This is a genomic window from Sphingomonas sp. PAMC26645, from assembly GCF_004795835.1.
Lineage (GTDB): Bacteria > Pseudomonadota > Alphaproteobacteria > Sphingomonadales > Sphingomonadaceae > Sphingomonas.
This window is the reverse complement of record NZ_CP039249.1, coordinates 1,593,163-1,605,632: the sequence shown is the minus strand read 5'-3', so window position 1 is coordinate 1,605,632 and position 12,470 is coordinate 1,593,163. Positions and strand designations below refer to the sequence as shown.

The following is a 12,470-nucleotide window of genomic DNA, read 5'->3' as shown; positions in this document are numbered from 1 at the left end:
GATCGCATGCGCCCGCGCGATCGAGTGACGCGTTCAATCAGGTCCCGTACATCTTCCTCCCCACATCGATTGCAGCATGATTTCAAAGCTTTTCAAGTCCCGTAGCGTTGCCAAGCTGACTCAACCGCAGGTTCCTCCCGGTCGCCGCGTTTATGCCGTCGGCGACATTCACGGTCGCGCCGACCTGCTCGACGAACTGATTGGGTTGATCGAGGCGGACGAACGCGACCGCGGTGCAGCGGAAACGACCTTGATATTCCTCGGCGATATCGTCGACCGGGGCCCCGCCTCCGCGGCAGTGATCGATCGGTTGCGCGGGCTTGCCCATGCCCGCCCCGACCACCCCGACATCCGCTTCCTGCTCGGTAATCACGAAGAGATCTTCCTCGGTGCGCTCGACGGCGAACCCAAGGCACTCCGGTTGTTCTGCCGCATCGGCGGGCGCGAGACCGTGCTGAGCTACGGCATGGAAGCCGCGGAATATGAGCGGCTCGACTATGAAGAGCTGGTGCAACGCCTCGAAACGCTCGTTCCAGACGAACACCGCGAATTCTTGCGCAAGTTCGAGGACATGATCGTGATCGGCGACTACGCGTTCGTCCACGCCGGCGTACGCCCTGACACGCCGCTCGGTCTACAGCGCACCTCCGACCTGCGGTGGATTCGCGATCCCTTCCTCGATCATCGCTCGACGTTGGAAAAGACGATCGTCCATGGCCACACCATGACCGACGAAATCGAACGACGCGGGCACCGAATCGGCATCGACACGGGCGCCTACGCTTCGGGTCGCCTCACTGCACTGGGGATGGAAGGCGCGGAAACCTGGACGCTCCAGACCGGCACCACCATAGGGCCAAAGACGAACTGACGCGTCTCACCGCGAATATCATGCGGTTTGCACGCGAACGCTTTCTTCGTGGCGCGCCTCCGCTATAGAGAAACAGCGGAAGTGTGTGTTGCACTGCCGCAACAGTGCGATCCTCTTCGCGTTGTTACAAAGGGCCTTAGTTGCGTTGGGTAAGGTTATATGCCATTGCCTGCCGCGACGAGCACAAAGGGAGTTCATCATGCGTCTTGGGAAGTATCTCCTGACCGCAGCAGCAGCCACGATGGCAGTTGCTCCGGCCATGGCAGCACCGGCAAATCTGTCGGTTGCACATTCGGTCCGTTCGGGTTCGGTTTCGGCTGACAAGAACGAGCTCGCTGGCGGCGGCATCATCGTTGCGGTTCTCGCAGCAGCTGCAGTTATCGCCGGTATCGTTATCGTTGCAGACAACGACGACGATTCGGACAGCAACTAAGTCTTACGACTTTAGTTCGAGAAATAGCGGTCTTCGGGCCGCTATTTTTTTGCCTGCCGTTCTGAGGACAGGCGGGCCAGCGCGTGCCGAAGCACAATGTGCTGCCGTGTCACGTGCACAACTCAGCTTCCGGTCAGCTCGATACCGTCGATGGCCAAAGACGTCCGGTAGGCTGCGGCTGCGCCATTCCGTGCAAAGTGGACTTAAATCCGCGCTTTCTCAGAATGGCTGAGCATGAGATGGCATCGGCTTTAGCGCCGGGCGCCGAAACAATACCTGCAATAGGGTATCGCCGCGCTAGTCATCCGAAGGACGGCTGAACTCACCGACCTTGCAGCACGCGATTGCCGGGCAGGTTAGCCCGAGTCCCTCTGCGCCACCCTCCCCTGCGGAAGCCTCGCACCCCTAGGGCGGCCGATCCTCTACGGAATCAGGCCAGCCTTCTTATCGGCAGACGGCTTGCGCCGCTGGCCGACCGAGCAAGTTCACGCATAATTAGCGCGACGCATCGCCTCAACGCAAAACGCGCCTCGCAATGAAGCGAGACGCGTTGCAAAGCCAATATCATGGCGCGGTACGAGTTCAGACCCATACCCCCACCATCACTTACTGAGACGGCGGCGTCTGCGTGCCACCGGGCATGCCGCCCGGCGCACCGCCTGGCATGCCACCAGGAGCGCCGCGACCCATCTGCGCCTGCGCCTGCATCTGCTGGACCACGCTCTGTGGCAGGAAGTCGAGCAACTCGACGTCGAACACCAGCGTCGAATTCGCCGGGATCGGACCGTTAGCCTTGTCGCCATAGCCAAGCGCCGGCTTCATCCAGAAGCGGTACTTCGACCCCTTCGGCATCAGCTTCAGCGCCTCGGAGAAACCGGGGACCACGCCGGTGACGGGCATCGGCGTCGGCTGCTGCGACTTGTCGAAGGTCGTGCCGTTGAGCAGCTTGCCCTCGTAATTCACCAGCGCGACATCGGCGTCGGTCGGCTTGGCCGCCCCGGGCTTGCCGGGCGCGATCACCTTGTACTGCAGGCCGGATGCGGTAACGACCACGCCCCGCGCGCGCGCATTGCGGGCCAGGGGATCATCACCCTGACGCGCCAGCGCGACTGCGGCGATCAGCGCGAGCGCGATACCGACCCAGAGATAGACGAGGTAGCTGCGCTTGGTTGGCTGCAGCGGCACTGCGGTGACGGTCGACATCGGATCAGGCCCCGGTCATCTGGTCACGCCGGAGCGCCGCGCGTGCCGTTGGAAAGCAATTGGGGTGCCGATCACGACACCCCGAACTATCGACCCACCCGCTTGCCGGGTACGGCCGACAAAATCTTAGCGTGCGCCGTCGCGCTCTGCGCGCTTGCGGTCGAGCTTGCGCGAGCGACGGATCGCTGCTGCACGCTCACGTGCGCGCTTCTCGGACGGCTTTTCGTAATGCCGGCGCAGCTTCATCTCGCGATACACGCCCTCGCGCTGCAGCTTCTTCTTAAGCGCGCGAAGGGCCTGGTCGACGTTGTTGTCGCGTACGATGATCTGCATAAACCCGATAAGCTCCGGACGAATAGATTTTTGCCGTCGCGAACAGGTCCGCGCCGCATGAACTGGGGCCCCTATCAGCGGAGCGCCGTCTTTTCAAGCCAAACCACTTGTTCCGGCGGGTCTGCCTGACATGTGAGCGCCTTTGCGGGAGGGCCCGTGCAGCGCTAAGAGCAGGCCATGACCCGTATACCCCTGACACTGTATAACAGCCTCTCGCGCCAGCTCGAGACCTTCCAGCCGATCGATCCGACCGACGTCGGGCTCTACACCTGCGGGCCGACCGTCTATAATTACCAGCATATCGGCAACATGCGCGCGTTCCTGTTCGCGGATACGCTGGGTCGCGTGCTCCGGTGGAAGGGGTGGCCGACGACCCACATCATCAACATCACCGATGTCGGCCACCTGACCTCCGACGCCGATGTCGGTGACGACAAGATGGAGAAGGCAGCCGCCGCGCAAGGGCGCTCGATCTGGGAGATCGCAGCCTATTATACCGACGTGTTCAAACGCGACGTCGCGCGCCTCAACATCGTGCCGCCGGCCCGCTGGGCGGTCGCGACGGATCACATCGCCGAGATGATCGCGTTCGCCGAGCAGATCGCACCGAAGCATTGCTACACGCTCGACAGCGGGCTGTATTTCGACGTGGCGACGGTGCCGGACTATGGCCGCCTCGCGCGGGCCGGCAACGATGATATCGAGAGCCGGATCGAGCCGGTCGAGGGCAAGCGCAACCCGCAGGACTTCGCGATCTGGCGTACCTCCGCGCCCGGCGAGAACCGCCAGATGGAATGGGATTCGCCCTGGGGTCGCGGGGCGCCCGGCTGGCATCTCGAATGCTCGGTGATGAGCAAACATTACCTAGGCGCGCATTTCGACATCCACACCGGCGGGATCGACCACCGCGAGATCCACCATCCCAACGAGATCGCGCAAAACCAGGCGCATTGCGACTGCGCGGATACCGGCGCGAGCGTCTGGATGCACAACAACTTCCTGGTCGAGCGCGCGGGCAAGATGTCGAAGTCGACCGGGCAGTTCACGACGATGCAGACGATCGTCGACCGCGGCTTCCACCCCCTCGCCTACCGGCTGATGTGCCTCCAGGCGCATTATCGGAGCGAGCTGGAATTCTCTTGGGAGAATCTGGCCGCGGCGGCGATCCGCCTGAAGCGCATGGTGCAAGCGGTCGAGACATTGCGCGCTCGCGAGCCCGGCGGTCCGTCGGGTAGCGCGCATGCCTATGCCGACCGGCTGGAGGAGGCGGTCTCGGACGATCTCGCCACGCCGCGCGCGCTGCCGATCCTCGACGAACTGCTCGCGGACAAGCGGGTCGCGCCTGCGGACCGTGTCGCTGCGCTGGACGATTTCGACGCGGTACTGGGGCTGGACCTGGCGACGATCAGCCGCGAGGACCTGCGGATCCGGCCGGTCACGGCGACGATCGACGAGGATGCGATCGCCGCACGACTGGCGGATCGCCGCGATGCGCGCGCTGCGAAGGACTTCGGGCGATCGGACGCGATCCGCAACGAACTCGCCGCCGCAGGTGTCGAGGTGATGGATGGCGATTCGCTAGGTTGGGACTGGAAGATCGCGGTGGTGTGAGCCCGCCGGGTAGGTCCAAGAACTAGGGCCACAGGGAAAGTCTATCGTCATTCCCGCCTTCGCGCGGACAACGAGACCATTGTGGTAAAGTGTTACTGCAGGGGAACGCGGGACCGATCCGTCGCAGAGCGCTGCACAACTTGACATGCCCCGCCGCACGCCGATGTTCTCCGGATGAAAGCCGTCCTCCCAGCCGCCGCCCGCCCGCTCCTCGAACCGCATCTGCCTGCGGACCTAGACGTCGCCTGGTTCGCCAAGCCGGACGAGGCCAACGCGATGATCGCAGACGCGGATATCGCCTGGGTGGACATGCAGCCGACCGAACTCGTCGCCGACGCGATCCGCCATGCCGGGCCAAACCTCAAATGGGTCTCGACGATCTATGCCGGGCTCGACGCGTTCCCGCTCGACACACTGCGTGAGAACGGCGTCACTTTGACCAACGGCGCCGGCATCAACGCCGTCGCGGTCGCCGAATATGCGGTGATGGCGGTGCTCGTCGCCGCCAAGCGCTTCGATACCGTCGTCCGCGCGCAGGACCGTCATGAGTGGTTGAAGGACGCGCCCGGCAAGATCGAACTCGCCGGAACCAAGGCACTTGTCATTGGCTATGGCACGATCGGCAAGATGATCGGCGATCGCTTGACCGCGTTCGGGGTCGAGGTCACCGGCGTCACGCGCACCGGCCGCGATGGCACGATCACCCCCGACGCTTGGCGGGATCGGCTCGATGCGTTCGACTGGGTCATCCTCGCCGCGCCCTCGACCGACGCGACGCACGCGATGATCGGCCGCGAAGAGTTACACCGGATGAAGCCGTCCGCCTGGCTGATCAACATTGCGCGCGGCGACATGATCGACGACGATGCGCTGATCGCGGCATTGACCGACGGGACGATTGCCGGCGCCGTACTCGATCCGACCAGCCCGGAGCCCCTGCCCGCGGATCATCCGCTTTGGTCGACGCCTAACGCGATCGTCACGATGCACCTGTCGGGCCGCAGCCAGACGACGATGTTCGCTCGCGGGGCGACGCTGTTCCTCGACAACCTCGCGGCGTTCCTCGCCGGTCGCCCGATGAAGAACGTCGCCGATCTCGACGCGGGTTACTGACCGGTCTGGGTCGTGGCCGGGCGGGGGCTGCGATTATAGCTCTTGATTCCGCGGCGACGAAGTTTGTCGGCGCGACGACGACGCGAGTACATGATCAGGATCGGTACGCCGACCAAGATGCCCCCGCCGATGATCGAAAGCGCGATGATGATACGCATTGGCATGTCCATGTGTGGACCATGCCGATTGGACAGCGAAGACGCCATATATTTTTTAATCCGGGATGAATGGATTTAACCACTACATCCGGTTGAACCGACCTGTGCAGCATTTCGCCGCTGCCGGCCAAGCTTTACTTCGTTGCGCAAAAAGGCGTTTTCGCGCATTGCCATCGTCACAATTCACCAATCGGACGACATGATATGGCCGCGAACTGGGCCCCCGACAGCTGGACACGTCACGAAGCGCGGCAGCTCCCCACTTATCCCGACGCAGCAGCGCTGACCGCCGCGACCGACCAGCTTGCGACCTTCCCGCCGCTCGTCTTCGCTGGTGAAGCTCGCAACCTGACCGCGTCGCTCGCCGAAGTCGCAGCCGGCAAGGCGTTCCTGCTCCAGGGTGGCGACTGCGCCGAGTCCTTCGCGGAGCACAGCGCCAACAACATCCGCGACACGTTCCGCGTCATCCTTCAGATGGCGGTCGTCCTGACCTTCGCATCGAAGCTCCCCGTCGTGAAGCTTGGCCGCATGGCGGGTCAATTCGCCAAGCCGCGCTCGACCGATACCGAGACGATCGGCGGCGTCGAGCTGCCGTCGTACCGCGGCGATAACGTCAACGATATCGCCTTCACCGCGGAATCGCGCGCGCCCGACCCTCAGCGGATGATCCGCGCCTATTCGCAGTCGGCGGCGACGCTCAACCTGCTGCGTGCGTTTGCACAAGGCGGCTACGCGAACCTGCATCAGGTCCACCGCTGGACGCACGACTTCATGGGCCGCAGCCCCTGGTCGAAGAAATACGCCGAGACCGCGGACCGGATCGGCGAGGCGCTCGAGTTCATGGCCGCGTGCGGGATCGATCCCGAGACCGTGCCGCAGCTTGCGCAGACGCATTTCTACACCAGCCACGAGGCACTGCTGCTCCAGTACGAGCAGGCGCTGACTCGGCAGGATTCGCTGACCGGCGACTGGTACGACACCAGCGCGCATTTCCTGTGGATCGGCGATCGCACCCGGTTCGAGGGATCGAGCCATGTCGAATACCTCCGCGGCATCGGCAACCCGATCGGCATAAAGTGCGGCCCGAGCCTGGAGCCCGACGCGCTGCTGCGGATGCTCGACACGCTCAACCCAGGCCGCGTACCCGGCCGGATGACGCTGATCACGCGCTATGGCTACGACAAGATCGAGGCGAACCTGCCCCGCCTAGTCCGCGCCGTCACGCGCGAGGGCCATCCGGTGGTGTGGAGCTGCGACCCGATGCACGGCAACGTCGTCAAGGCCGCCAACGGCTACAAGACGCGCCCGTTCGACCGTATCCTCGCCGAAGTCCGCGGCTTCTTCGCGGTCCACCGCGCGGAAGGCACGCACGCCGGCGGCATCCATGCCGAGATGACCGGCCAGAACGTGACGGAGTGCACCGGCGGCGCGGTCGACGTGACCGAGCAGTCGCTTGCGGATCGCTACCACACCCACTGCGATCCGCGCCTCAACGCCAGCCAGAGCCTCGAACTCGCCTTCCTGCTGGCCGAGATGCTCAACGAGGAAATGGCCGAGCGCAAGAAGGCCGCCGCGTAACAAAATGGGCGCCGGAAAAAACGGGCGGGCATCTACGGAATTATCGGCAAGCGTCTTGACGCCTGCCACCCCATTCCGTAGACGCCCGCTTCTGCTAACGGCCCCTTCGTCTAGCGGTTAGGACGACGCCCTCTCACGGCGTAAGCACGAGTTCGATTCTCGTAGGGGTCACCAGCTACCGCTTTTGTGGCGGGAACGTGCAGCGAGCCTCACTGTCCCCGTTTAAAGCAAGGTTTTGCCCTTACCGTTGATCGTCGTCGGCGTAGGTGACGAAACGCAGCGAGTTGGTGTGAAGTAGGGACGTCGATCGATCGATGGCCCGCGTCTCACCGCTCCAACAGTTTCGACCGGCCGCCTGCGTGCTGTCATCGAACGCCTCTCCGCCGCGGTGATCGAGAGCGAAGTCGGATTCGAGCGGCGCGTCATTCAGGGCATGGCAGACGGCTAAGCAAAGCCGACCCAGATCGATGCCGCAGCAGGCATCGATCTGGGTCGCTCTGATTGCGTCGCGAAGGCGGTGACCGGGTAACGACCGCTCAGTGCCTTGAGCGAAGCGTCACCCTGTCGCGTTGTCAGCCGCTGCGGCGTCGAGCCTGTCCTGCGTCCGCGTATCGAAATCCCCAGCGTCGTGGCGCTCGGGGAGCTGACTGGAAGGATCACCCATCACGCGGTTGACCATCCGCCCACGCGCCACTGCGGGCCGTGCAGCGATCAGGTCGGTCCAGCGCAGGACGTTCTTGTAGTCGTTTACCTGAAGGAACTCCGCGGCGTCGTAGACCAGCCCCTTCACCAGAGCACCGTACCAAGGCCACACCGCCATGTCGGCGATCGAATACTCGTCGCCGCCAAGATACTCGCTCTCGCCCAGGCGCCGGTCGAGAACGTCGAGCTGCCGCTTCACCTCCATCGCGAAGCGGTCGATCGCATATTCGATCTTAACCGGCGCATACGCGTAGAAATGCCCGAACCCGCCGCCAAGCATCGGCCCCGCCCCCATCTGCCAGAACAGCCACGAGAGCACCTCGGCGCGCTTGGCGACATCGGTGGGCAGGAACGCACCGAACTTCTCGGCGAGATAGACCAGGATCGAGCCAGACTCGAAGACCCGGATCGGGCTTTCGCCACTGCGATCCACCAGTGCGGGAATTTTTGAGTTCGGGTTGGCCTCGACAAAGCCGCTGCCGAACTGGTCACCGTCCATGATCTTGATGAGCCAGGCGTCATACTCGGCACCCGTGTGACCAGCCGCGAGTAGCTCCTCGAGCATCACCGTCACCTTCACCCCGTTGGGCGTCGCCAGCGAATAGAGCTGCAGCGGATGCTTGCCCGCCGGCAGATCCTTGTCATGCGTAGCGCCGGCGATCGGGCGGTTGATGCTGGCGAACCTGCCCCCGCTCTCCTTGTTCCAAGTCCAGATCTTCGGCGGCGTGTAATCGGCGGTCTCGGTCATTAGGATTCTCCGCGTGGGTTATTCCTTGTCGGCGCCGTGAGCCGTTGCGGAATATGACGCAAGTGCGGAGTACATTTGGCGAGCTGGTTTGCACCTGCCCCGATGGGCGCCGCGGTGCCGCCACCACGAGCGTTGCGCCGCTGACGCCACAAGAGGCGCCCCGCACGACCGGGACGCCCCAAGGGAGGATATCAAGCCGACCAAACCAGCCGGCCGGTTTTTCGCCTTACTTGATCGCGACGCGGATCGAGAAGGTGAAGCGGCGATCGTTGATGAACCAGTTGCGCGGTCGGGTCAGCAGATCGTCGTTGATCACGTACGACGTCCGCGTCACCGAGTTCGTCAGGTTCACGCCCTGGAAGCCCATCCGCACCGCCGGCGTAATCGCGTAGAAGACCGACGCATCGAGCTGCCCGTATGACTCCGCATAGACCGGCGCGAACGGCGTGATCGCATCGCGGATCGTCAACAGGTTCCGCGACCGCCAGTTATACGCGGCGCGCAGTTCCAGGCCATTGCGCTGATAGAACGGCCCGATGTTGAACTGGTACTTCGACAACCCCTGCAACGGCAGTTTCCCGGTATCGACCGAGGAAATGAAGCCCGCCGCGATGTTCGCATCGTTCGGGTCCAGCTGTTGCTGCGACACACCCGTAGAGTGCACATAGGTGAAGTTGGCCGAAAGCCCGAGGCCGCCGAGCACCGACGGCAGGAAACCGTACGTCTGCTGATACCCTACCTCGAACCCGCGCACCTTACCCGTATCCGCCGAGTTCAGCGGCGTGGTGACGATCGCATCGAACGTCGAGCCATTGTTGGTGAACGACAGGCGCTGTGTACCGACGGACTGTACGCCGTACAGGTTCTTCGCGAACGCTGAGAAGGTCAGCTGACCCACGCTCGAAAAATACCATTCCGCAGTCAGATCGTAATTGTCGGCACGGACCGGCTTGAGGTTCGGGTTGCCGACGTCGAAGATCGCCACCGGACCGCCGTTGAACAGGATCGTCTGATCGCTGGTCGTCAGGCCGACATTGTAGAACGACCGGGTCTGGCCGAAATCGGGCGGTGCTACGCTCTTGTTGAACGCGGCACGGAACTGGAGCCCTCCACCAACCGCCAGCTTCACGTTGAAGCTGGGCAGGAAGTAGTCATAGGTCAGCTTGGCGTTGTTGGGCACGAGATTGCCGTTCTGGAACGCTGCGGCCGCCGCCCGTGTTGCGTCAGGCAAGGCGCAGAACCGCGAGATCGCGGTGCCGTCCGTGGGCGCAACGCAATTGAACGACTGGTTCGGGAACGAGAAGAAACCCGACGAGACGCGCCGCGTCTTGGTATATCGCACGCCGACGTTGCCGCTGAGGTTCCACCCGTTCGACAGGTCGTTGCCAAAGCGGACTTCGGCATAGGCGGCGTTGTTGCGCTCGCTGACCGGATTGACCTCGCCCGGCAGGAAAGGCGTCCCGGCGATCGCACCCGTACGCTGGGCAAGTGGCACCCAACCATCGGCGCCCGAATTGGTCGACGTGAAGTTGCGCCATTCGCGTCCGATCTGGCTGATCTGCTGGACCGCGGTCCCGTAATCCTGAAGCTGGCTGCCAGGATAGAATACCCGGCCACCGTTGGACGCGTCGTTGGCCTGCCCACGGAAGAAATTGTCGTAGGTGAAGGCCTGTTGCGGTCCCGGCGCACCCGCGTCGCGGGTCGTCGGATTGCCATCGATCGGGCGGTCGAACCACACCGGTCCGCCGGTCGATCCCGGTGCGGTCGTGCTGCCATCGCCGCCGCCCCAGATCTCGCTTAACACGCCCCAGTTATACGCCGTCGACCGCGCTTCGTTCTGGCGATCGGAGAAGCGATAGCCGGCGCGGATCGACGTCAGCCAGCTCTCTTCCGGGAACGAATAGTCCAGATCGATGCGCGCGGCGTCTTCGTTACCCTTGCTGTCCTCGATATGGTCCATCGCAGACCGGTAGAAGTTGTTATACGGGTCTGCGTAGCTCGGATGTGCCGCGTTCTGGTAGTTGTTGGCGCCGTTGGTGACGGGAATAAAGTTCACATAGGCCGGGTCGCTGCCGTTCAAGCGAATGTCGGCATTCTGGTAGGTCGTCCCCCAGACGGTGAGATCCGTAACGTTAACCTTCGACCAGACGTGCTGGTAATCGACGGTTACGCCCAGACGCATAGTCGGCTGCCACTTGAAGTTGAAGCTGGCGTCGTTGGTGATGTAACGTGCCGTGTTGCCGCGCGCGATGTTGTTGCTCTGCAAGCCATTGGTCGGCGTACGCATGTCGCCACCCTGATCGGCGCGATAGCCGTTCGGACCGGTGATGAGGCCACTGGTGAACGCATTGTCGTCGTCATAAGCGAAGCTGGTCCCGGGGAATGGTTGCGAATCGCCCGCTGCCAGCACGTTGTCGGTCGCGACTTCGATCGAATTCTCGGTCCACGCCTCACGCGAGTCCGACCGCAGGAACTGCGCAGTCGCCGTCATCTTCTCGTCGTTGCTCCGCCACTGGCCGGCGGCCGAATAGCCGTACCGCGTCCGGTTGAATTCCTGGCTGCGGATCGCCGCGCCGCGGGGCACGTAAACGGTCGTCCCCACATTCGGGACGTTGTTCGCGCCAAGCGGCTGCAACAGGTCACCCGACGCCGTCAGGACGCGCTGACCCCAGTTCGAGATCTGCACGCTGTCCGCGCGCGAGCGAACCTGAGACCGCACGAAGCTGCCGAGCAGGCCGAACTGGCCGATACCAGTGTGCCAGCGATCACTGGCAAGGACGGAGACGGTCGGCGCCGACTTCTTGACGAAATCGCCGTAGTTGTTCTCGAGCGTGCCGCCGAGCGTCAAGCCCGTCGAATCGAACGGCAGGCGGGTCCGCAGATTGACCGTGCCGGCGATGCCGCCCTCGATCATGTCCGCCGACGGGCTCTTGAACACATCGACGCCGCCGAGCAGTTCGGACGGCACGTCGGCGAACGACAGGCCACGACCGTTATTCGCACTGAACGAATCGCGTCCGTTGATCTCGGACCGTGTGTAGGTCAGGCCGCGCACGACCACGCCCGACCCTTCGGTCGAGAAATGGTCCGGGTCGACGCCGGCCGAGAAGTGGCTGATCGACACGCCGGGAACGCGCTGCAATGCTTCGGTGACCGAACGGTCCGGCAGTGCACCGATATCCTCGGCCGAAATCGAGTCTACGACGACTTCTGAATTCTTCTTGATCGCCTGCGCGCTCTGCAGGCTACGACGAATGCCGGTGACCACGATGTCCTGGTTGGCGGCCTCGTCCTGCGGGGTCGCAGTCGACTGCTCGGCCTTCGTCGGCACGGCGCCACCCGACGGAACCTGCGCGTTTGCGGAGGGCTGTGCCAGCCCGAACGAGGAGGCGTCGACGCTCGCCGCTGCAGCCCGATCTGAAGGTGCGGTACGGCCGAGCGCCGCCGGGGTCGGCGTGCTCTGCGAAGGAAGTGTGTCTGCTTGCTGGGCATGCAGCACCTGCGGCAACGCGGCCAGGCACAGCGCGATCAACGATGCCCCGCCTTTCAGCGCACCAATACGAGTCGACGCAACTAAGATATTCGCAGTGGCCATGACGTTCTGCATCCCCTTTATAGATAGCGCTATCATTCTTTGGCGCGCTTTATCTGCCGGGCGAGGTAGCGTCATCCGAATGTAACAGCTACATAAAAGGTTAAGAACGCTCGGAAATGAGCAAG

Annotated in this window: 10 protein-coding genes and 1 tRNA gene; 6 read left to right on the top strand and 5 right to left on the bottom strand. The window is 63.4% G+C overall.

Annotated elements, in window-relative coordinates; translation table 11 throughout:
- Positions 1 to 76 precede the first annotated feature (76 nt).
- Together E5673_RS07500 and E5673_RS07495 are read left to right on the top strand one after the other, a co-directional pair.
- Positions 77 to 871, top strand: a complete 795-nt coding sequence (locus E5673_RS07500; RefSeq protein ID WP_136189498.1) for a metallophosphoesterase family protein — start codon at positions 77 to 79, stop codon at positions 869 to 871.
- 199 nt (positions 872 to 1,070) lie between these two features.
- Positions 1,071 to 1,304 (top strand): hypothetical protein, encoded by a 234-nt coding sequence (locus tag E5673_RS07495; protein ID WP_176501462.1) that lies wholly within the window; start codon positions 1,071 to 1,073, stop codon positions 1,302 to 1,304.
- A gap of 606 nt (positions 1,305 to 1,910) precedes the next feature.
- Here the strand turns inward: E5673_RS07495 and E5673_RS07490 are convergent.
- Entirely contained in the window at positions 1,911 to 2,507 is a 597-nt protein-coding gene (locus E5673_RS07490) for an FKBP-type peptidyl-prolyl cis-trans isomerase (protein ID WP_056486570.1), read from the bottom strand.
- Between the two features lie 126 nt (positions 2,508 to 2,633).
- On the bottom strand, positions 2,634 to 2,840 hold the full coding sequence (gene rpsU / locus E5673_RS07485) for a 30S ribosomal protein S21 (RefSeq protein WP_055878578.1): 207 nt from the start codon (positions 2,838 to 2,840) through the stop codon (positions 2,634 to 2,636).
- Between the two features lie 177 nt (positions 2,841 to 3,017).
- Between rpsU and cysS the strand changes: the two genes are divergently transcribed.
- Both cysS and E5673_RS07475 read left to right on the top strand, forming a co-directional pair.
- Complete coding sequence (gene cysS / locus E5673_RS07480; RefSeq protein ID WP_136189497.1) at positions 3,018 to 4,451, top strand: cysteine--tRNA ligase; 1,434 nt, start codon at positions 3,018 to 3,020, stop codon at positions 4,449 to 4,451.
- Between the two features lie 174 nt (positions 4,452 to 4,625).
- The gene (locus tag E5673_RS07475; protein ID WP_136189496.1) at positions 4,626 to 5,564 is read left to right on the top strand and encodes a D-2-hydroxyacid dehydrogenase; all 939 of its coding nucleotides are present in this window, start codon (positions 4,626 to 4,628) and stop codon (positions 5,562 to 5,564) included.
- On the opposite strand, the gene E5673_RS19625 is transcribed toward E5673_RS07475, so the two are convergent.
- Positions 5,558 to 5,722, bottom strand: coding sequence for a hypothetical protein (locus E5673_RS19625; protein ID WP_162236723.1), 165 nt, complete (start codon positions 5,720 to 5,722; stop codon positions 5,558 to 5,560). The two genes, E5673_RS07475 and E5673_RS19625, sit on opposite strands and share 7 nt — an antisense overlap.
- A gap of 204 nt (positions 5,723 to 5,926) precedes the next feature.
- Between E5673_RS19625 and E5673_RS07470 the strand changes: the two genes are divergently transcribed.
- Both E5673_RS07470 and E5673_RS07465 read left to right on the top strand, forming a co-directional pair.
- On the top strand, positions 5,927 to 7,300 hold the full coding sequence (locus tag E5673_RS07470; protein ID WP_136189495.1) for a 3-deoxy-7-phosphoheptulonate synthase class II: 1,374 nt from the start codon (positions 5,927 to 5,929) through the stop codon (positions 7,298 to 7,300).
- A gap of 99 nt (positions 7,301 to 7,399) precedes the next feature.
- Positions 7,400 to 7,474 (top strand) — tRNA-Glu (locus E5673_RS07465).
- 382 nt (positions 7,475 to 7,856) lie between these two features.
- Here E5673_RS07465 and yghU read toward each other — a convergent pair.
- Both yghU and E5673_RS07455 read right to left on the bottom strand, forming a co-directional pair.
- Positions 7,857 to 8,750, bottom strand: a complete 894-nt coding sequence (gene yghU, locus E5673_RS07460) for a glutathione-dependent disulfide-bond oxidoreductase (RefSeq protein ID WP_136189494.1) — start codon at positions 8,748 to 8,750, stop codon at positions 7,857 to 7,859.
- A 226-nt stretch (positions 8,751 to 8,976) separates the two neighbouring features.
- A complete protein-coding gene (locus E5673_RS07455; protein ID WP_168711583.1) occupies positions 8,977 to 12,357 on the bottom strand; it encodes a TonB-dependent receptor in 3,381 nt (1,126 codons plus the stop codon).
- Positions 12,358 to 12,470 lie beyond the last annotated feature (113 nt).

Bases quoted from the DNA above. Each gene is read 5' to 3' on its own strand.
- E5673_RS07455 (WP_168711583.1), bottom strand. From the start codon at position 12,357: ATGCAGAACGTCATGGCCACTGCGAATATCTTAGTTGCGTCGACTCGT.
- yghU (WP_136189494.1), bottom strand. From the start codon at position 8,750: ATGACCGAGACCGCCGATTACACGCCGCCGAAGATCTGGACTTGGAAC.
- cysS (WP_136189497.1), top strand. From the start codon at position 3,018: ATGACCCGTATACCCCTGACACTGTATAACAGCCTCTCGCGCCAGCTC.
- E5673_RS07495 (WP_176501462.1), top strand. From the start codon at position 1,071: ATGCGTCTTGGGAAGTATCTCCTGACCGCAGCAGCAGCCACGATGGCA.
- E5673_RS19625 (WP_162236723.1), bottom strand. From the start codon at position 5,722: ATGCGTATCATCATCGCGCTTTCGATCATCGGCGGGGGCATCTTGGTC.
- E5673_RS07470 (WP_136189495.1), top strand. From the start codon at position 5,927: ATGGCCGCGAACTGGGCCCCCGACAGCTGGACACGTCACGAAGCGCGG.
- E5673_RS07500 (WP_136189498.1), top strand. From the start codon at position 77: ATGATTTCAAAGCTTTTCAAGTCCCGTAGCGTTGCCAAGCTGACTCAA.
- E5673_RS07490 (WP_056486570.1), bottom strand. From the start codon at position 2,507: ATGTCGACCGTCACCGCAGTGCCGCTGCAGCCAACCAAGCGCAGCTAC.
- E5673_RS07475 (WP_136189496.1), top strand. From the start codon at position 4,626: ATGAAAGCCGTCCTCCCAGCCGCCGCCCGCCCGCTCCTCGAACCGCAT.
- rpsU (WP_055878578.1), bottom strand. From the start codon at position 2,840: ATGCAGATCATCGTACGCGACAACAACGTCGACCAGGCCCTTCGCGCG.